This is a genomic window from Nonomuraea sp. MTCD27, from assembly GCF_041950495.1.
Taxonomy (GTDB): Bacteria; Actinomycetota; Actinomycetes; order Streptosporangiales; family Streptosporangiaceae; genus Nonomuraea.
Genome location: NZ_JBGNUW010000017.1, coordinates 118,722 through 138,180 on the forward strand (window position 1 = coordinate 118,722; position 19,459 = coordinate 138,180).

Below are 19,459 nucleotides of genomic sequence, written 5' to 3' on the forward strand. Positions count from 1 at the left end.
GAGCAGACAATGATCGAGTTGTGGTTCGCCATCATCGCCTTCCTCTGGACCGGCTACTTCGTCCTCGAGGGCTTCGACTTCGGCGTCGGCCTGCTGGCGCCGCTGGTGAGCAGGAACGCCGCCGAGCAGCGCGCCGGTCTGGAGACCATCGGCCCGGTGTGGGACGGCAACGAGGTGTGGCTGATCACCGCCGTCGGGGCCATGTTCGCCGCGTTCCCGGCCTGGTACGCGGGCGTGTTCAGCGCCTTCTACCTGCCCGTGACGCTGATCCTGGTGGGCCTGATCGTGCGCGGGGTCGGCCTGGAGTGGCGGGGCAAGGTGACCAACCCCGTCTGGTGCGACCTCGGCATCGTGGTGGGCAGCGCGCTCCCGGCGTTCCTGTGGGGCGCGGTCTTCGCCGACCTGCTCCACGACAGCGTGCCCGCGGCCCTGCTCGGCGGCGGGTTCACGCTGGCGGTGTGCATCCTGCACGGCGCGGTCTTCCTGTCGCTGAAGACCACCGGCCCGGTCCGCCGCCGCGCCAGGACCGTGGCCGTGGCGGCCGGCGCCGTGACCATCCCGGTGGCCGTGTTCGCCCTGTCGAGCCTCGGCACGGCCCCCGCGCTGGCCTCCATGGCGGCGCTGGCCGCGGCCACGGCGCTGATCTGGCGGCGCAGGGAGGGCTGGGCGTTCGCGGCCACGGCGGGCGCCATCGTGCTGGCCACGCTGGCGCTCTTCATGGAGCTGCGGGTGCGGCCGCTGCCCGGGCTCACCCTGGCGGAGGCGGCCTCCGGCCCGTACACGCTGACCGTGCTGAGCTGGATCGGGCTCATCGCGCTGCCGTTCGTCCTGGTCTACCAGGGGTGGACGTACTGGGTGTTCAGGAAGCGGGTCAGGGTGGGGGCCGTCAGCTAGCGGGCGCCCCGCCCAGGTAGAGGCGGCCCAGGCGGGGGTCCGCGGCCAGGTCGCGGGCGGGTCCGGAGATGTGCACCCGGCCGAGGTCGAGCACGCAGCCGATGTCGGCCATCTCCAGGGCTCGGCGCGCGTTCTGCTCCACCAGCAGCACCGCGACCCCCGTCCTGCGCATGAGGTCGATCCGGTCGAACACGACCTGCGTGTTGCGCGGGTCGAGCCCCATCGAGGGCTCGTCGAGCAGCACCACGGACGGCTCCAGCATGAGCGCGCGGGCGAACTCGACCTGCTTCTGCTGCCCGCCCGACAGCAGCCCGGCCATGCTCCCCCACCGCTCGGCCACGACCGGGAACAGCTCCTTGACCGCCTCGATCCGGGCGTTCAGCGTGGCCTGGTCGCGGACGGTGTACCCGCCGAGCCGCACGTTCTCCGCCACCGTCATCTCGCGGAACACGCTGTGCCCCTGCAGCACGTGGGCCAGCCCCAGGCCGAGCAGCCGCTGCGGCGACAGGCCCGCCACGTCCCGCCCGGCCAGCACCACCCGGCCCGACCTGGGCGCGAGCAGGCCGCTGGCGACCTTGAGCGCGGTGGACTTGCCGGCCCCGTTCGGGCCGACGAGGCAGACGACCTCGCCGGCGCGGACGGTGACGCTCAGCCCGCGCAGCACCGGCGCGGCCCTGCCGTACCCGGCGACGACGTCTTCCAGAGACAGTACGACCTCAGACACCGAGATACGCCTCCAGCACCCGCGGATCCTCCCGCACCAGCGACGGCGGACCTTCGGCGATGGGCGCGCCGCGGTCGAAGACGATCACGTGGTCGCACATGCCCATCACCATGTCCATGTTGTGCTCGACGACGAGGAACGTGCGGCCCTCGGCGTTGAGATCGCGGACGAGGCCCACGATCCGGTCGATCAGCGCCGGGTTGACCCCGCCGGCCGGCTCGTCGAGCAGCACCAGGTCCGGCTCGGCCATCAGGACCGCGGCCAGTTCGAGCAGCTTCTGCTGGCCGTAGGACAGGTCGCGGGCCTCGGCCTCCTCCAGGTGCTCGATGCCCATGCGGCGCAGCCAGTGGCGGGCCCGCTCGACCTCGCCCGCGTCGCGCAGCCCGGCCAGCAGCTCGCGCAGCCGGGTACGGCGCACCGCGACCAGCATGTTCTCCAGCACGGTCAGCCGGGGGAAGATCCGGCAGAGCTGGAAGGTGCGGCCGATGCCCGCGTGCGCGATCCGGTGCGGCGAGTGCCGGGTGATCTCGCGGTCGCGGTAGAGCACCCGCCCCGAGTCGGGCCTGATCATGCCGGTGACGATGTTGAAGAACGTGGTCTTGCCCGAGCCGTTCGGCCCGATCAGCCCGTTGATCTTCCCGTCGCGCAGCTCGACGGTGGCGCCGCTCACGGCCAGCACGCCGCCGAACGACTTCGTCAGCCCCTCGGTCCGCAGCGAGCTCCCTGTGACCGTCACCGGGCCACCCCCTGCAGTCGCTGGTCGGCGCTCTCGTCCGGGATGGAGGGGCCCGTCCGTTTCCTGACGAGACGAGCGAGGATGCCGTCCGGCATGAACAGCACGACCAGCACGAGCACCAGGCCGGTCGCGGTCAGGTGGATCTGCGTCTCGCCCAGCGCGATCAGGAAGTACTCCCCCGCCGGCGCCACGATGAGCGCCCCCAGCAGCGGCCCGAACAGGTGCCTGACGCCGCCGAGCAGGCTCATGAGCACCATGTACGAGCCGATCAGGATCGAGAAGACGAAGATCGGGTCCAGGCTGCCGAACCAGACCGCGTAGAGCCCGCCGGCCAGCGCCACGAACAGCGCGGACAGGGCGAACGCCGCCACCTTGTACGCCCCCGTGGGCACGCCCAGCGACTCGGCCTTGTCCTCGTCCTCCCTGATGGCCCGCAGGCCCGCGCCGAAGCGGGAGCGGGAGACGTACCACCAGGACAGCAGCGCGACTCCGAGCAGCGCCAGGAACAGGTAGAAGAACACCACGTGCGTCTGACCCCGGTGCAGGTCGGGGAAGGGCGAGGGCACCTGCAGCCCGGTGGAGCCGCCGGTCAGCGAGCGCCAGCCCTGCACGACGAGGTTCATCATGGACACGAGCGCGATGGAGACGATCACGAACGAGGCGCCGCGCACCCGTACCGCGGCGATGCCGACGCCGACCGCGAACAGCGTGACGAGCAGCGCCGAGACGAGCAGGGCCACCACCCACGGGACGCCCAGGCGCACGACGAGCAGGCCGGTGCCGTACGCGCCCAGGCCGAAGAACGCCGAGTGGCCGAGGGAGACGTAGCCGGTGAAACCGCCCAGGAGGTTCCAGGACGTGGACATGGCGGCGTACATGACGGTCAGCGCGCCCGCGTACACCAGGTAGTAGTTGGGCACCAGCCACGGGTAGGCGATCGCCAGCGCGGCGACCAGCAGCGGGAGCCCCCTAGAAACGGTGCGCAAGCCGGCCTCCGAAAAGCCCCTGGGGGCGGACGAGCAGGGCCAGGAAGAGGAAGACGTAGAACATCATCGTGGCCCAGGTGGCGTCCACGGTGACCAGCACGACGCCCTCGACCACGCCGAGCAGGACGGCCGCCAGGGCCGCGCCCACCACGCTGCCGAGGCCGCCGACCACGATGATGGCCATGAGCTTGCCGATCCACACCCAGTGGGAGGCGGGGAAGAACGGCGTGATCAGCGCCAGCACCGTCCCGCCCACGGCGGCCGTGGCCAGGCCCACGCCGAAGCCGTACCCGGCCACGCGCTCGGTCTGGATGCCGACCAGCCGGGCCGCCTCGCGGTGCTGGATCGTGGCCCGCAGCGCCTGCCCGAACCTGCTCCTGATCAGCACCGCGAACAGCACCGCGAGGGTGAGCGCCGCCACCCCGAAAGCGATGATCTTGTCGTACGGGAGGTGCACGCCGCCGACGGTCAGCGACCTGGTGGCGTACTCCATGCTGACCGACTTGTAGGAGCCCGTGTAGAACGTCCCGAGCACGCCCTCGATGGTGAGCGCGATCCCGAACGTCAGCAGCACCGACATCATCGCCAGGTTCTCCGGCGCGAGCCGGGCGATGAGCAGCCGCTGCACCGCCACGCCCAGCGCGAAGAACAGCGGCACGGTCAGCGGCAGCGCCAGGAACGGGTCCACGCCGAGCGTGGCGTGCACGGTGTAGGTGAGATAGGCGGCCAGGAACAGGAACGCCGGGTGCGCCACCATGACCACCCGCATGACGCCGAAGTACAGCGACAGGCCCGAGGCCAGCAGCGCGTAGAGCCCGCCGGTCAGCACGCCCAGGGCCAGCCCCTGCAGGAGCAGGTTCACCATTCCTGCTTGGGATAGACGATGGAGGCGGTCTTGGCCTGCTCCGGCAGGACGATCTCGATCTTGCCCTTGACGTACTGCTGGATCATGTGCGCCTGCTCGGGGCGCCCCTGGTCGTCGAAGGACAGCGGCCCCACGACGGTGTCGAACGTGCCCTGGCTGATGTGCGCGGCCAGCTTGTCCTGGCACTCCTTGGTGGGATCCACGCACTTGACCGCGGTCACGGCGGCCTCGACGATCTGGCCGACGGTGTAGCCGTTGGCCGCGTCCTCGTTGGCCTCGCCGCCGAACATCTCCTTGTAGCGCTTGACCATGTCCTGGTTGCCGGTGAACGAGGCGGTGGCCGACCAGCCCACGGGCGAGACGATGTGCTCGACCGCCCCCTTCACCGCGGCGGGGAACTCCGCCAGCGTCGGCCCCGTCGAGAACGCCGCCAGCTTGGGCTGCACCTTCAGCTCCTGCAGCGCGCGCACCAGGCCGACCGAGTCCTCGAACTGCGTGCCGCCCACGACCAGGTCCGGCTCGGCGGCGGCGATCTTGGCGGCGATGGGGGCGAAGTCGGTCGTCTCGGGTGGGTACACCTCGTCCACGACCGTCTTGATCCCGGCCGCGGCCAGCTTGTCCCGCAGCCCGTACGCGGTGCCCTGGGCGAACGGGTCGTCCAGGCTCGCGTACGCCGCCGTCTTGGGCCGCTGGTCGGCCGGCAGCTTGATGAGGTAGTCGGCCAGGTAGTTGTAGTGGTCGCCGGCGATGGCCGGGGCCGCGTAGAACAGCCGCTTGAAGCCCTGCTCGAAGACCTCGGCGGCGGCCCCCGCGGGCTCCACGAACAACATGCCGTACGACTCGGCGACCTTCGCCGCGGGGATCACCAGGCGCGAGGAGAACGGCCCGAAGACCAGGTTGACCTTGTCCTGGGTGATGAGGGACTCGTAGTCGGAGCTGACCCGGTTGGGGTCGGAGGCGTCGTCACGGAAGATCAGCTCGACCTTCCTGCCGAGCAGGCCGCCCTTGGCGTTCACCCGGTCGGCCCAGACCTGGTATCCCTCCTGGATGCCCTTGCCGGGCTCGGAGAAGTCGCCCGTGAGGGGGAGCGAGATGCCGATCTTCACCGGCCCCTGCTGCTGGCCCGGCGACTGCGCCGCGCCGGGTTCGTCGGTCTTCGCACACGCGGTCAGCCCTAAGGCGCAGACGGAGATGATCGCCAGGCTCTTGCGGACTCTTGCCATCGAGGAGACCCCCGTCAGAAGAGGTGGAACGAAAGCGCTTTCGTAAGCGCTTTCGGTTACGATTACACGGGATTCAGCCCCGTACAAGGGGGTGCGCACCGCATGGCAGAGCGACCTTCCCCGCACTCTCCGCCCCGCCTGGTCGACGTGGCCAGGGCCGCCGGCGTCTCGCTGGCCACGGCCTCGCGCGCCATGACGGGCAGCACGGGGGTGAGCGCCCAGGTCGCGGCGCACGTGCAGGCGATCGCGTCCGAGGTGGGCTACGTGCCCAACAGCCACGCGCGGGCGCTGGCCGGCGGGCAGGCGTCCATGGTCGGGCTGATCGTGCACGACGTCGGCGACCCCTATTTCGGGGAGATCGCCAGGGGCGTGCTGCGCGAGACCGAGAGCCGCGGCTACCTGGCGCTGATCAGCCAGACCGAGCGCGACCCGCGGGCCGAGCTGGCCAGGATCCGCGCCCTGCGGGCCCACCGGGTGACCTCGATCGTGCTGGCCGGCTCGGGTTACGTCGAGGCGGCCACCGAGGCCGACATCGCGGCCGAGGTGCGCTCGTTCACCACGGCCGGCGGCCGGGTCGCGGTGATCGGCCGGCACCACCTGCCGGTGGACGCGGTGCTGCCCGACAACGCCGCCGGCGGGGCCACGCTCATGCGCCACCTGCTCGACCTGGGCCACCGCCGCCTGGGCGTGCTCGGCGGCCCGCCCAACCTGACCACGGTGGAGGACCGGCTGGCCGGGCTGCGCACGGCGTTCGGCGCGGCCGGGCTCGACTGGGGGTCGGTCCCGGTGGTGCACGGGGACTTCACCAGGGAGGGCGGCGCGGCGGCGGCCGCCCGGCTGGTGCGGGCGCACCCGGAGCTGACCGCGGTGGTGGCGCTGAACGACCCGATGGCGGTGGGCGCGCTGTCGTGGCTGCTCAACCACGGGCACCGGGTGCCCGGGGAGATCTCGGTGGCCGGCTTCGACGACGTGCCGGTGGCGCGGGACGTCTATCCGGCGCTCACCACGGTCCGGCTGCCCATGGTGGGCATGGGCAGGCAGGCGCTGGAGCTGGTGCTCAAACCGCCCGCCGCGCGCCCGCGCCGCCGGCGTACCGGGCACGAGCTGGTGGTCAGGGCCTCCACCGCCGCGCCACGCCCCTGACCCGGGCCTCCTGACGCGCGCACCGGTTGCGGACGCGGGCCTCTGACGGCGCTCTTGACAGTCCTCCGCGCCGGGTTACGATCCGAAAGTCCCGAAAGCGCTTTCGCCCTCCGGGGCGCCCGCGAGAGGACCCCCCGATGCCCGCCTTTCGCATCCTCGCCGCCGCCCTCCTGACGATCGCGTTGTGCGCGCCCCCGGCCGCCGCCGCGGAGCCGGTCCCGATCGACGACCCCATCCCCGAGCAGCCCACCCCGTCGGCGCTCACGCTGACCCTGGAGGAGTTCGCCTCCTTCCCCAAGACCGGGACGATCCCGGAGCCGACCGACCCCCGGCTGGTGCGCTGGGCCAGGATCAACTACCTGGGCGAGCTGCCCGACGGCTCCCACCGCCGGTACGTCAACGACCTCAACGGCAAGCTCTACCTGCTCGGCCAGGACCGGCGGCCGAAGGAGTACCTGGACGTGGCCGCCGCGTTCGCGCCCGACTTCGTCTCCGGCCGGGGCCTGGGCAGCGGGTTCGGCTTCGCCGCCTTCCATCCCGAGTTCGGGTCGAACGGGCGGTTCTACACCGTCCACACCGAGTGGGGCGCCGCGCTCACCACGAAGACCCCCGACCTGCCGCCCCAGCCGGGCACCAGGTTCCACGGCGTGATCACCGAGTGGACGGCCGCCGACCCGGGCGCCGGCGTCTTCTCCGGCGCCCGCAGGGAGGTGCTCAGGCTCGGCTTCTCCGGCCAGATCCACGGCATCCAGCAGATCGACTTCAACCCGGCGGCCCGCCCGGGCGACCCGGACTACGGCCTGCTCTACGTCGCGGCGGGCGACGGCGGGCGGGGCGCCTCCAGCGACGACCCGCAGAACCTGGCCATCCCGCAGGGCAAGATCCTCAGGATCGACCCCGTCAGCCCCACCGGCAGGTACGGCGTCCCCGCCTCGAACCCGTTCGCCGGGCAGGAGGGCAAGCTGGGCGAGATCTACGCCTACGGCATGCGCGACCCGCACCGCTTCAGCTGGGACCGTGGCCGGCTGCTCCTCGGCCACATCGGCGAGCACGCCATCGAGGCCGTCTACGACGTGGGCCCCGGGGACAACCTGGGGTGGAGCGAGCGCGAGGGCGCCTTTGTCTTCGACAGGGCCGACCGCTGCCACCTCTACCCGCTGCCGGAGGACGACGCCCGGTACGGCTACACGTACCCGGTGGCCGCCTACGACCACGACCCGCCGCCCGGCCACCCCTGCAACGCCGACAGCGGCCACGCCGTCGTCGGCGGGTTCGTCTACCGGGGCGGGCGGCTGCCGCTCCTGTACGGCAAATACCTGTTCGGCGACATCGTGGACGGCCGGATCTTCTACACCGTCGCCGCCCACATGCGCGAGGACGCCGGCCGGGCCACGATCTACCAGCCGCGCCTGGTGGACGCCGCCGGCCAGCCCGTGACCATGCCCGACCTGGCCGGCAGCGCCCGGGTGGACCTGCGTTTCGGCCAGGACCGCGCGGGCGAGCTGTACGTGCTGTCCAAGGCCGACGGCAGGATCTGGAAGGTCACCGGGGCCGCCTACGCACCCTCCGGGGTGCTGCCCTCGTTCCGCCCGAACCTGGTGGCCGCGTACGACTTCGAGCACCCGCTGCCCGGCGACCCCGCCCGCGAGCAGGACCAGGGCCTGTCCGGCACCGCCATCGCCCTGGTCAACGGCGGCGCCGCGATGCGCGTCCCGGACGGCGCGTACCGGGGCAGCACGAACGCCCTGGAGACCCGGCAGGTCGATCCGGCCACGGCGGGCAACGACGACTGGAAGGCCGGCGTCCACACCGAGCCCGGCGTGCCCACCCTGCGCGCCTTCAACGCGGTCCGGGGCGCCACCGTCATGGGCTGGTTCAAGATGCTGGGCGCGGGCCCCGCGCCCAACTCCAACACCCCGGACCCCGCCGACCGCTACAACGCGATCGGCCTGGCGGGGGTGCTCAGCGGCAACTCACAGGGCCACGACGTGCGGGCGCTGCTGGAGCTCATCACGGTCGAGGGCGAACTCCGGGTGGTGGCGCTGGCCAGGAGGGTGGACGGGGCCCCCTCCCAGACGTTCGCCGCGAACCGGCCGTGGCAGGAGATCCTGCCGCGCGACCGGTGGGTGTTCCTCGCCGCGACGTTCGACTTCGACACCGGGACGATGCGCCTCTACCGCGACGGCCGCCCGCTCGACGGCTTCCGCACGGTGGCCGGCGACCCGTGGGGGCTGGAAGGCGATCCGGAGCCCGACGTCACCTCGGCGACCGACCCCAGAGGCATCAAGATCGGCGGCAGTTACCCGCAGAACACCAGGGAGCAGAACCCGTGCGACTGCCGCATGGACGGCCTGATGTTCCTGGACCGGGTGGCCACCGCCGGCGAGATCAGGGCCCAGTACGAGCTCGTCCGCAGCCGATAGCCGGGCCTGCGGGCGTCAGCCGACGACCCGCATCTTCTTGGTCCGGTGGTCGGTGAGGTGCAGGTCGCCGCCGAGCCGCTCCTTGAGCAGATCGAGCACCTTGCGGCTGGACAGGACCGTCCAGAGGCTGCCGACCAGGTGCGGGTTGTACTCGGGGGCGGCGTCCATCCAGGCGTCCTTACCGGCCTGGCTCTGGAACGTCGTGACGAAGAACTCGCCGTCCGGGGTCTTGCAGTACCCGGTACGGAGTTCGGCGGCGTTGACCTGCATGCGTGGCGAGCAGCCGACCTTGGCGGAGAGCTGCTCGACGGTGAGGGGGGTGGGCCCGGCCTGTCCGCCTGCTGCGACGTGGTCGTGGCCGCTCCCGGAGGTGCAGCCGGCGACCAGTCCGGCCAGCAGCGCGAAAGCGGCCAGACGTGGAATTGTCGTCATGTGCGGAGGTACGCAGCACCCCGGGCGGCGGTTCAGACCCAGACCGGCTACTTAGGTGTCGGCGTCTGGGAGACCCGGTGGTCGGTCAGGTGCAGGTCGCCGTTGAGCGGCCCCCTGATCGCCTCCAGCACCTTCAGCGGCCCCAGCACGGTCCAGCGCGGGCCCACGAGGTGCGGGTTGTACTCCGGCGCCCGGTCCATCCACTCGTCCTTGAGCTTCTCGGTCGCGAACGTGTTGACGAAGAACTCGCCGTCCTGGGTCTTGCAGTACGCCGTGCGCACCTCCTCGGCGTCGACCTGCATCTTCGGCTGGCAACCGACCTTGGCGGAGAGCTGCTCGACGGTGAGGGGGGCGGCGTTGGCGGGCTGGGACTTGCCTGCTGCGACGTAGTCGCTCCAGCCGCCCCCGGAGGAGCAGCCGGCGACCAGTCCGGCCAGCAGCGCGAAAGCGGCCAGACGTGGAAATGTCGTCATGTGCGAGGGTACGCAGCCCCACCCGCCCCGGTTCACCGCGAGACCGGGTTCACCTCAGGACGACGCAGCCCCGCGCCGCCAGCCGGCGCAGCGCCTCGGGCTCGCCGTCGAGCTTGTTCCACCGCAGATCCAGCTTCTCCAGGCCGGGCAGGGTCTCGGCCAGGCTCTCCGGCAGCTCCCGCAGCCGGTTTTCGCGCAGGTCGAGCTGCCTGAGGCCGGCGGGCAACGTCTCGGGCAGCCGGCGCAGCCGGTTGGCGCGCAGGTCCAGGTGCCGCAGCCCGGCGGGCAGCGTCTCCGGCAGCTCGCGCAGCCGGTTGCCCTGCAGGTGCAGCTCGCGCAGCCGGGTCAGGCCGCCGATCGTCCCCGGCAGCGCCTCCAGCCGGTTGTTGTAGAGCCGCAGCTCCACCAGCGCGGCCATGGAACCGATGGAGTCGGGCAGGCGGGCGATGCGGTTGTCGGTCAGGTTGAGGTAGGCCAGCCGGTCCAGCCGCCCGATCGACTCGGGCACCTCGGTGAACAGGTTGTCGCTGAGGTAGAGGTAGTCGGTGAGCGGCAGGTCGCCGAGCTCCGGCGGGATCTCGGTGAGCCGGTTGTGGCCGAGGTCGAGCATGCGCAGCCGGGTCAGCCCGCCGATGGCGGCGGGGATCTCGGTGAGCGCGTTCTGGGCCACGTTGAGCGATTCGAGCCCGGTCAGCTTCCACAGCGAGGCGGGCAGCGCGGTCAGCCCGTTCGCGCCCGCCGCGAGGTGCCGGAGCGTGCCGGGGAGGCGGTCGGGGAGCTCCGCGAGGCGGTTGCCGTACAGGTAGAGGGTCTCCAGGTTCGGCGGGCAGCCGGGGAAGGACGTCAGCGCGTTGCCGTCGAGGTGCAGCGCGCGCAGCGCGGTGAGCCCGGACAGGTCGGGCAGCGCGCGCAGGCCGTTGCCGTCGAGCCGCAGCTCCTCCAGCGCGGCGAGCCCGGCCACCCGGCCGGGCACCTCGGCGATCGCGTTCCAGGCCAGGTCGATCAGCCGGACGTTGTCGGGGACGGCGGGGAAGGTGGTCAGGCCGGAGTCGGGCGCGCGCATGGCCCCATGATCCCACGCGGCCGGTCGCGATCACCGCGTACGGGCTATCCGGAGGTCGAAGAGCTCGGACGGGGAGATGGGCATGCGGTCGATCTCGAAGCCCTCGGCGTCCTCGATGGCGGAGGCGATGACGGCGGAGACGGGGATCACGCCGGCCTCGCCCGCGCCCTTGATGCCGAGCGGGTTGAGCGGCGACGGGGTCTCCAGGTGGCCGGTCTCGATGTGGGGGATCTCGGTGGCGTACGGCATGAGGAAGTCCATGAAGGAGGCGTTCACGAGCTGGCCGTGCTGGTCGTAGACCATGCGCTCGTAGAGGGCGCCGCCGATGCCCTGGGCCACGCCGCCGTGGATCTGGCCCTCGACGATCATGGGATTGATCAGCCGGCCGCAGTCGTGCACGACCGCGTACCTGACGACCCTGATCTCGGCGGTGTCCGGGTCGGTCTCGACGATCGCCGCGTGCATGCCCGCCGCGAACGTGGACCTGATCGGCGAGTAGTAGTCCCGCCCCTCCAGCCCGGGCTCCTCGCCCTCGGCGATCGGCGGCCGGTCAGGGGAGGCCGCACCGGAGAACTGGGTGGCCTTGGCCGTCTCCTCGTCGAAGGCGTAGCGCAGCGGGTTGGCCAGCACCGCCACCGTGGACAGCGGGATGGAGGCGGACGGCGAGCCGGCCACGTGCACCAGGCCGTCGGCGATGTCCAGGTCCGCCGGGTTCGCCTCCAGGGCCTCGGCGGCGATGCGCAGGGCCTTCGCGCGCACCTTGCGGCAGGCCAGGGCGATGGCGTTGCCGCTGACGACGGCCGCCCTGGAGGCGAAGGTGCCCACCGCGTAGCCGAACCTGCGGGTGTCGCCGGTGACCACGCTGACCCGCTCGATGGGCACGCCCAGCTCGGTGGCCGCGATCTGCGCGAACGCGGTCTCGTGGCCCTGCCCCTGCGAGGTCAGGCCGGTCGAGACGTGCACCCGGCCGTCGGAGGTGATCTGCACGTGCCCGCCCTCGTACGGCCCCACGCCGGTGCCCTCGACGTAGCACCCGATCCCGATGCCCCGCCCGGGGCGCCGCTCGAAGGAGTCCCAGCCGATGAGCTCCTTGATCATGCGGAGCATCTCCGGGTAGTCCCCGCTGTCGTAGATGAGCGGCCGCCCGTCCTGGAACGTCATGCCCTGGTCGTACGGGAACTCGTCGGGCCGGATGAAGTTGACCTCCCGTACCTCCGTCCGGTCCTTGCCCAGGTAACGGGCGATCTTGTCCATCGTGCGTTCCATGCAGAACACGCCCTGCGGCCGCCCGGCCCCGCGATAGGGGGTGACCTGCACGGTGTTGGTGTAGACGGCGGTGAACTCGACCCGGTAGGAGCCCGGCTTGTACGGCCCCAGGAGCTGCGTGGAGGTGACGATCGGGACGATGATCCCGTAAGGGGTGTAGGCGCCGTGGTCGTGCAGGATCGTGACGTCCATCCCCAGCACGCGCCCGTCGTCGTCGAACCCCACCCGCACGTGCTGCACCTGCCCCCGCTCGTGCGCGGAGGAGATGAAGTGCTCGCGGCGGTCCTCGGCCCACTTGATCTCGCGGCCGAGCGTCATGGCCGCCCACGGGACGAGCACCTCCTCGGGCCACGGGTGCACGATCTTCACCCCGAAGCCGCCGCCCACGTCGGGCGCGATCACCTCGACCTGCGGCAGAGGCAGCCCGAGCGCCGCGGCCACGGCCATGCGGACGCTCGTGGAGGTCTGGGTGCTGGAGTAGACGCGCAGGTCGCGGCCGTCCCAGCGGGCGTACACGCCCCGGCCCTCCAGCGGCATGCTGGCGCTGCGCTCGATGTCGAGCCGGAAGGCGAGCGTGTGGGGGGAGGCCTCGATCGCCTCCCTGGCGCCGCGCCCGTCGGCCGCGGGGACCTCCTGGACGAGGTGGGCGCCGATGTTGCCCGGCACGTCCTCGTGCACCAGCTGGGCCCCCTGGACGGCCTCCTCCAGGCCGACGACGGGCTTGAGCACCTCGTAGTCGACCTCGATGAGCGCGCAGGCGTCCTCGGCGGCGTACCGGTCGGCGGCCACGACCATGACCACCGGCTCGCCGACGTGCCTGACCACCTCCCTGGCCAGCGGGTAGGCGGTGCGGCCGTGCGTGAGTGCCGGGTGCGGGATGAGCAGCGGCAGCGCCCGGCCGACCCGCTCGGGCAGGTCCTCCCAGGTGTAGACGGCGACCAGGCCCTCCACGTCGAGCGCCGCCGCGACGTCGATGTCCCGGATGCGGGCGTGGGCGTGCGGCGAGCGCACGAACGCCGCCGCGAGCGCGTCGCTGCCCAGGTCGTCGAGGTAGCGGCCCTGACCGGTGAGCAGCCGGGGGTCCTCCCGCCGTTGTACGGGCTCGCCGAACAGCCTCGTCGTCATGTCTCCTCCGCCAGCAGCTCGGCGGCCCGGTGGACGGCCTTGACGATGTTCTGGTAGCCGGTGCAGCGGCACAGGTTGCCGGAGATGCCCTCCAGGACCTCCTCCTCCGTGGGGGCCGGGTTCTCCCGCAGCAGGGCGGTCACCGTGCACAGGAAGCCCGGCGTGCAGAACCCGCACTGCAGCCCGTGGCACTCGGCGAACGCCCGCTGCACCGGCGACAGCAGGCCGGCTCCGGGGGCGAGCCCCTCCACGGTGGTGATCTCGGCGCCGTCCACGGTCACGGCGAACGTCAGGCAGGACCGTACCGGCTGCCCGTCGAGCAGCACCGTGCAGCAGCCGCAGACGCCGTGCTCGCAACCCACGTGGGTGCCGGTCAGGCCCAGGTCGTGGCGCAGGCAGTCGGACAGCAGCCGCCGCGCCGGGACGCGCACCCGTCTGGCCGTGCCGTTCACGACGAGCGTGATCTCATGCTCCACGGGCCGCCACCCCTTCCCGCGCCGCGTTCCGCAGCGCCCGCTCGGCCAGCACGCCCACCAGATGCCTGCGGTAGGCGGCTGAGGCGTGGATGTCGCCGTCCGGTTCGGTCGCCTCCCGCACGGCCTGGGCCGCCGCACCCCAGTCGGCCTCTCCCAGCTCCACGACGACGGGAACGGGCCCCACCCCGATGCACGCGAGCCTCGCCGGCCCGCCGGGCGTGACGACGGCGCAGACCCCGGCCAGCGCGTAGTCCCCGTGCCGGCGCGCGACTTCCTCGAACGCGATCCCGTCCCCTTCCCCCAATGCCGGGAAAAATGCTGACACGGCCAGCTCGCCCGGCCCGACCGCCGACTCCATGGGCCCGACGAAGAACTCGGCGGCCGGCACGTCCCGCGTGCGGACGCCGCCACCCGGTCCGGCGCCGTCCCAGCGCGCCACCCGCACGTGCCCGCCCAGCACCGCGAGCACGGCGGGCAGCTCGGCGGCCGGATCGGCGTGCACGAGGCTGCCCACCACGGTCCCCCGGTTGCGGATCACGGGATGGGCGACCAGCTTGAGCGCCCTGGTGAGCAGCGGGTGCGCCCCGGCCCGCTCGGCCTCGGAGTGCCGGACCAGCGCGCCGACCCGGACGCCCGCCGGCGTCACCTCGATCCCGGCCAGCTCGCGGATCCGGTTGATGTCGACGAGGTGCTCGGGCGCGGCCAGCCGCATGTTGAGCATCGGGATGAGGCTCTGCCCGCCGGCCAGCACCTTCCCGCGTACCTCGGCGAGCGTCCGCAGCGCCGCGCCGAGGTCGCGGGGAGCGTGGTACTCGAACGGCGGTGGCTTCACCCGGTCTGGCTCCTGACCTGTTCGGGGCTGCGCCCGGCGATGGCGCGCAGCAGGTGGTATCCGCCCAGCACCACGAGCGTGCCGAGCGCGATGCCCTCAAGGGTGAAGTCGCCGCCGATGAAGTGCTGCACAGGTCCGATGGCCAGGATGATGCCCGCGCCGATCGGAACCATGTTCACGGGATCGGCGAAGTTCACCCGGTTCTCGATCCAGATCTTCGCGCCCAGTAGCCCGATCATGCCGTAGAGGATCACCGTCACGCCGCCGAGCACGCCGCCCGGCGTGGCCGCGACCAGCGCCCCGAACTTCGGGCAGAGCCCGAACGCGATCGCGATGACGCCCGCGATGTAGTAGGCGGCCGTCGAGTAGACCTTGGTGGCCGCCATCACCCCGATGTTCTCGGCGTAGGTCGTCGTGGGCGACCCGCCGACGGCGCTGGTGACCACGGTGCCGACGCCGTCGGCGAGCACGGCCCGGCCCACGTACGGGTCCACGTCCGTCCCGGTCATCTCGCCCACGGCCTTGACGTGCCCGATGTTCTCCGCGATCAGCGCGATCACCGCGGGCAGCACCAGCAGCACGGCCGAGGTCCTGAAGTCGGGCGCGTGGAAGCTGGGCAGCCCGAACCAGGGCGCGGAGGCCACCGACTCGAAGTTCACCCGGTCGTGCGGGAAGGCCGTCGCCACGCAGTACGTGCCCTCGACCGGGCAGCTCGCCCCCGCCGCGTCCCGCAGGTTGGCGCTCGGCAGCACGGACGTGATCTGCCCGGCCGTCCGGTCCAGCACCCACGACAGCAGGAACCCGGCGACGAGCCCGATCAGCACCCCGATCCGCCCGATGAACCCCTTGAACGCCACGATCACCACGAACGTGATCAGCATCGTGACGAGCGCCACCCAGTGGTCCTGCGGCCAGTAGACGTCCGCCACCACGAACGCCAGCCCGAACCCGATCAGCATCACGACCGCGCCGGTGACCACGGGCGGGAAGACGCGGTGGATGATGCCCACGCCGAGGAAGTGGATGGCGAGCCCGGCCAGCGCCAGCACGAACCCGGCGACCAGGATGGCGCCGGTCACGACGGCGTCCGCGCCGGCGGTGTCGCCGCCGACGGCCGCCCTGATGGCGAACACGCCGCCCACGAAGGACGCGCTGGTGCCCAGGTAGCTGGGCACCTTCCCCTTCACGATCAGCAGGAACAGGATCGTCGCGACGCCCGACATCATGATGGCGACGTTCGGGTCCAGCCCCATCACCAGGGGGAACACGAACGTCGCCCCGAACATCGCGACCACGTGCTGCGCCCCGAACCCCACCATGCGGGGCCAGGTCAGCCTCTCGTCGGGCCTGACCACCTCACCGGGTGCCAGGTGCTTCCCGTCACCGTGTTTGGTCCATCCCATAACCATGCGAGCCCCTCTTGCACTGGGCGCTGTGCCGGCGACACGTTCCGTTGCGGGCACATTAGGCCCGATGGGACGCTCCTACACGGGCATGATCTGCCAAATCTGCCCCGCCGACCAGAGAGAAGCTCGCGCACACGGGGGTCAGCTCACTTGTGCGGGCGACCTGCGGGTGACGCGCAGCAGGTGATAGCCGAGCAGCAGCACGATGGTGCCGAGCGCGATGCCGCTGAGCGCGAAGGTGCCGGTGATCGGGAACGCGACGGGCCCGATGGCGCAGATGATCCCCGCGCCGGTGGGGACGAGGTTGACCGGGTCGGACAGGTTCACCCGGTTCTCGATCCAGATCTTGGCGCCGAGCAGGCCGATCATGCCGTACAGGATGGTCGTCACCCCGCCCAGCACCCCGCCGGGCGTGGCCGCGATGAGCGCGCCGAACTTGGGGCAGAGCCCGAACAGGATCGCGATGGCCGCGGCGATGTAGTAGGCGGCGGTGGAGTAGACCTTGGTGGCCGCCATGACCCCGATGTTCTCGGCGTACGTGGTGGTGGCGGAGCCGCCCACGGACGTGGCGACCACGGTCCCGACCCCGTCGGCGAGCACGGCCCGGCCCATGTAGGCGTCGACGTCGGTCCCCGTCATCTCGCCCACGGCCTTCACGTGCCCCACGTTCTCGGCGATCAGCGCGATCACCACGGGCAGCACCAGCACGATCGCCGACACCTCGAACACGGGCCCGTGGAAGGAGGGCAGCCCCACCCAGTCGGCCTGCGCGACCGCGTCCAGGTTCACCCGGAAGTGCTCGGTCACCTTCCCGCTGTCGTCCGGCGCCAGGATCTTCCCCCCGACGAGGTCCCACACCCACGACAGCAGGAACCCGAACACCAGCCCCAGCAGCACCCCGATCCGCCCGAGGAACCCGCGGAACAGCCCGATGAAGACGAACGTCGCCGCCATCGTCAGCAGCGCCACCCACGGATCCTTCGGCCAGTAGACGTCCGCCGCCACGTACGCCATCCCGAACCCGATGAGCATCACCACCCCACCGGTCACGATGGGCGGGAACACCCGGTGGATGACGCCGACGCCCAGCCGGTGGATGGCGTACCCGCACAGGGCCAGCACGACCCCGACCACGAGCAGCGCCCCGGTGACGGTCGCGTCACCTCCCCCGGCCGCCCTGATCGCCACCACGGCCCCGACGAAGGAGGCGCTCGACCCCACGTAGCTCGGGATCCTCCCCTTCACGATCAGCAGGAAGAGGATCGTCGCGACCCCGGACATCATCACGGCCAGGTTGGCGTCCAGCCCCATGACGAGCGGGAACACGAACGTGGCGCCGAACATCGCGATGACGTGCTGCGCCCCGATCCCCACCATCCTGGGCCAGCTCAGCCGCTCGTCCGGCTTGACCACCTCACCTGGCGTCAGGCGCTTCCCATCGCCGTGCACCTTCCACCCGAATGCCACGCCCGTACCCTCTATCTCCCGCCTGACCAGCGGGTATGTCTCCTACCTGTGTCGGAGAGCACAATAGAGGGTGCCGATGGGTGCCGGTGCCGCCGGGCGCCGATCAACGGCCTACGCCACGTTGATCGAGAACCCCTCGCCGCTGACCACCTGCCCGGCCCGGATCTTGGCCCGCTTCCTCAGCTCCACCTCACCGTCCACCAGCACCATGCCCTCGGCGATGAGGTGTTTGGCCATGCCTCCCGTCTCCGTGATCCCGCAATATTTCAGCAGGTCACACAGCGGGATGAATTCAGAGCGCAGTTCGAAGTCCACGACCCCACACCTTAGATGCCCCGCATCCGCAGCACGTGCAGGGCCAGCGTCAGGTTGAGCCTCAGGTGGGGGTCGTCGGTGAAGTTGCCGAGCAGCCGCTCCAGCTTCCCGATCCGGTAGCGCAGCGTGTTGTAGTGGAAGTGCAGCCGCCGCGCCGTCTCGGCCACGTTCAGGTTGGTCTCCAGCAGCGCCTGCAGCGTGCGCCGCAGGTCGGCGTTCTCGGCGTCGTCGTCGGTGGCCAGCGGCCCGAGCGTCTCCCGTACGAACGCGTGCAGCTCCTCCGTGTCGTTGACCAGCGACAGCAGCCGGTAGACCCCGAGCTGGTCGAAGTGGGCCACCGCCCCGGGCCCGTGCAGCTGCCGCCCCACCCGCGCCGCCTTCAGCGCCTGCGAGTACGCCTCCGGCAGCGCCTCGGCCCCCGGGCTGGGCCGCGAGGTGCCGGTCGAGAACGTGGCGGGCGGCACGTCGGCGAAGGCCGAGGCGGCGTCCTTGGCCACCCGGGCGGCGTCGATCGAGGCGTCCACCACGGCCACCACCTCGTGCGAGAACCCCGCCACCGCCCCGCGCGGGTCGTGCCGCCTGATCGCCGCGGTCCAGCACGACACCAGCCGGTCCTGCGCGCTGCGCTCGTCGCCGTCCGGGTCGAGCTCGGCCACCAGCACCGTCACGGCACGCGCCAGGTCCCATCCGAACGCCCTGGCCCGTGCGGTGATCCGCTCCGCCGTGCCGGCCCGGCCGGTGAGCACGTCGCGCAGGAAGTCGGCGCGGTATTTGCTCTCGACGGCGTTGACCGCCTCCTGCCGGGTGACGACGAGCGCCGCCACGGTGGCGGCGCGCTCCAGGATGCCGACGTCGCTGTCCCTGATCGCCCCCGACGGGCTGTAGGCCACGATCCGGCCGTGGTGGTGCCCGCCGGCCAGCACGGGAACCGAGGCGAACGACCGGGCCCGGCCGGCGGGCGAGGTGGGCGGCCCCTCGCGGGAGATGGACTCGCGCAGGACCGTCACGTGGTCGTCGGGACCGGCGGTGGCCAGCACGCGGCCCGAGCCGTCCACGGCCGCCACCGACACGTCGAGGAGCTGCGCCACCTCGGCGGCGACCTCGTTGAGCCCGCCCCCGGCCAGCACCACCTGCACCAGCGCCCGGTGCGCCTCCTCGGCGCGGGCGAGCACGGCGGCCTGGCGGTTGAGGATGTCCGTCAGCACCTGGTTGAGGATGTCGTCGAAGCCGACGTCGTTCGGCAGCAGGATGAGCGGGAAGCCGAGCCGGTCGGCCTGCTCGACCATCTCGTCGGGCAGCTCGTCCACGTAGCGGCCGAGCTTGATCGCCAGCGCGGCCAGCCCGCGCTCGTCCAGGTCGGCCACCAGCCGCCCGAGCGACTGCGGCGTGTTGCGCAGCGGGTAGCCGGTGGTGAGCAGCAGCTCGTGCGGCTTGACCCAGGCCAGGATGTCGGGCACTTCCATGACGTTGAGCCGCTGGACGATGCGGCCGAGCCCGCTCTCACCCGCGATCAGCCTGGCCTCCGCGAGGGTGGACACGCCCAGCACCTCTCCGACGGACACGCCGTGGATGATCGTGCCGGTGCTGGCAAGACGGACGGGGGGCTCCAT

The 19,459-nt window shown here is 71.9% G+C and carries 18 protein-coding genes; 3 read left to right on the top strand and 15 right to left on the bottom strand.

Annotated features, from left to right (window positions below):
• Nucleotides 1–9 precede the first annotated feature (9 nt).
• Complete coding sequence (cydB, locus tag ACBJ59_RS40880) at nucleotides 10–894, top strand: cytochrome d ubiquinol oxidase subunit II (RefSeq protein WP_375115490.1); 885 nt, start codon at nucleotides 10–12, stop codon at nucleotides 892–894.
• Here the strand turns inward: cydB and ACBJ59_RS40885 are convergent.
• From ACBJ59_RS40885 to ACBJ59_RS40905, 5 genes are read right to left on the bottom strand one after another with little or no spacing between them, the layout of a single operon-like run.
• Entirely contained in the window at nucleotides 887–1,618 is a 732-nt protein-coding gene (locus tag ACBJ59_RS40885; protein ID WP_375115491.1) for an ABC transporter ATP-binding protein, read from the bottom strand. The genes cydB and ACBJ59_RS40885 overlap by 8 nt on opposite strands.
• Nucleotides 1,611–2,354 carry an ABC transporter ATP-binding protein gene (locus ACBJ59_RS40890; RefSeq protein WP_375115492.1) on the bottom strand — a complete coding sequence of 248 codons (744 nt, stop codon included), beginning with the start codon at nucleotides 2,352–2,354 and terminating at the stop codon, nucleotides 1,611–1,613. The genes ACBJ59_RS40885 and ACBJ59_RS40890 overlap by 8 nt, the downstream gene beginning before the upstream one ends.
• Complete coding sequence (locus ACBJ59_RS40895; RefSeq protein WP_375115493.1) at nucleotides 2,351–3,340, bottom strand: branched-chain amino acid ABC transporter permease; 990 nt, start codon at nucleotides 3,338–3,340, stop codon at nucleotides 2,351–2,353. The genes ACBJ59_RS40890 and ACBJ59_RS40895 overlap by 4 nt, the downstream gene beginning before the upstream one ends.
• Nucleotides 3,324–4,205 (bottom strand): branched-chain amino acid ABC transporter permease, encoded by an 882-nt coding sequence (locus ACBJ59_RS40900; RefSeq protein ID WP_375115494.1) that lies wholly within the window; start codon nucleotides 4,203–4,205, stop codon nucleotides 3,324–3,326. Before ACBJ59_RS40900 ends, ACBJ59_RS40895 begins: the two co-directional genes overlap by 17 nt.
• Nucleotides 4,199–5,428 carry an amino acid ABC transporter substrate-binding protein gene (locus tag ACBJ59_RS40905; protein WP_375115495.1) on the bottom strand — a complete coding sequence of 410 codons (1,230 nt, stop codon included), beginning with the start codon at nucleotides 5,426–5,428 and terminating at the stop codon, nucleotides 4,199–4,201. Before ACBJ59_RS40905 ends, ACBJ59_RS40900 begins: the two co-directional genes overlap by 7 nt.
• A 102-nt stretch (nucleotides 5,429–5,530) precedes the next feature.
• Between ACBJ59_RS40905 and ACBJ59_RS40910 the strand changes: the two genes are divergently transcribed.
• Both ACBJ59_RS40910 and ACBJ59_RS40915 read left to right on the top strand, forming a co-directional pair.
• Complete coding sequence (locus ACBJ59_RS40910) at nucleotides 5,531–6,571, top strand: LacI family DNA-binding transcriptional regulator (protein ID WP_375115496.1); 1,041 nt, start codon at nucleotides 5,531–5,533, stop codon at nucleotides 6,569–6,571.
• 137 nt (nucleotides 6,572–6,708) lie between these two features.
• The gene (locus ACBJ59_RS40915) at nucleotides 6,709–8,994 is read left to right on the top strand and encodes a PQQ-dependent sugar dehydrogenase (protein WP_375115497.1); all 2,286 of its coding nucleotides are present in this window, start codon (nucleotides 6,709–6,711) and stop codon (nucleotides 8,992–8,994) included.
• Nucleotides 8,995–9,009: 15 nt separating this feature from the next.
• On the opposite strand, the gene ACBJ59_RS40920 is transcribed toward ACBJ59_RS40915, so the two are convergent.
• The 10 genes from ACBJ59_RS40920 to ACBJ59_RS40965 all read right to left on the bottom strand — a co-directional run bounded on the left by ACBJ59_RS40920 (nucleotide 9,010) and on the right by ACBJ59_RS40965 (nucleotide 19,459).
• Nucleotides 9,010–9,426: a hypothetical protein gene (locus ACBJ59_RS40920; RefSeq protein ID WP_375115498.1), complete on the bottom strand. Its 417-nt coding sequence runs from the start codon at nucleotides 9,424–9,426 to the stop codon at nucleotides 9,010–9,012.
• Nucleotides 9,427–9,473: 47 nt separating this feature from the next.
• Nucleotides 9,474–9,899, bottom strand: a complete 426-nt coding sequence (locus tag ACBJ59_RS40925; protein WP_375115499.1) for a hypothetical protein — start codon at nucleotides 9,897–9,899, stop codon at nucleotides 9,474–9,476.
• Between the two features lie 49 nt (nucleotides 9,900–9,948).
• Complete coding sequence (locus tag ACBJ59_RS40930; RefSeq protein WP_375115500.1) at nucleotides 9,949–10,962, bottom strand: leucine-rich repeat domain-containing protein; 1,014 nt, start codon at nucleotides 10,960–10,962, stop codon at nucleotides 9,949–9,951.
• A gap of 30 nt (nucleotides 10,963–10,992) precedes the next feature.
• The gene (cutA, locus tag ACBJ59_RS40935; protein ID WP_375115501.1) at nucleotides 10,993–13,353 is read right to left on the bottom strand and encodes an aerobic carbon-monoxide dehydrogenase large subunit; all 2,361 of its coding nucleotides are present in this window, start codon (nucleotides 13,351–13,353) and stop codon (nucleotides 10,993–10,995) included.
• Complete coding sequence (locus tag ACBJ59_RS40940) at nucleotides 13,350–13,829, bottom strand: (2Fe-2S)-binding protein (protein WP_375115502.1); 480 nt, start codon at nucleotides 13,827–13,829, stop codon at nucleotides 13,350–13,352. The genes cutA and ACBJ59_RS40940 overlap by 4 nt, the downstream gene beginning before the upstream one ends.
• Nucleotides 13,819–14,661, bottom strand: coding sequence for an FAD binding domain-containing protein (locus ACBJ59_RS40945; RefSeq protein ID WP_375115503.1), 843 nt, complete (start codon nucleotides 14,659–14,661; stop codon nucleotides 13,819–13,821). Before ACBJ59_RS40945 ends, ACBJ59_RS40940 begins: the two co-directional genes overlap by 11 nt.
• Nucleotides 14,658–16,070: a uracil-xanthine permease family protein gene (locus tag ACBJ59_RS40950; RefSeq protein ID WP_375115504.1), complete on the bottom strand. Its 1,413-nt coding sequence runs from the start codon at nucleotides 16,068–16,070 to the stop codon at nucleotides 14,658–14,660. The genes ACBJ59_RS40945 and ACBJ59_RS40950 overlap by 4 nt, the downstream gene beginning before the upstream one ends.
• Before the next feature lie 138 nt (nucleotides 16,071–16,208).
• The gene (locus ACBJ59_RS40955; protein ID WP_375115505.1) at nucleotides 16,209–17,534 is read right to left on the bottom strand and encodes a uracil-xanthine permease family protein; all 1,326 of its coding nucleotides are present in this window, start codon (nucleotides 17,532–17,534) and stop codon (nucleotides 16,209–16,211) included.
• A gap of 111 nt (nucleotides 17,535–17,645) precedes the next feature.
• The gene (locus ACBJ59_RS40960) at nucleotides 17,646–17,849 is read right to left on the bottom strand and encodes an RNA-binding S4 domain-containing protein (protein WP_375115506.1); all 204 of its coding nucleotides are present in this window, start codon (nucleotides 17,847–17,849) and stop codon (nucleotides 17,646–17,648) included.
• A gap of 11 nt (nucleotides 17,850–17,860) precedes the next feature.
• Complete coding sequence (locus tag ACBJ59_RS40965; RefSeq protein ID WP_375115507.1) at nucleotides 17,861–19,459, bottom strand: PucR family transcriptional regulator ligand-binding domain-containing protein; 1,599 nt, start codon at nucleotides 19,457–19,459, stop codon at nucleotides 17,861–17,863.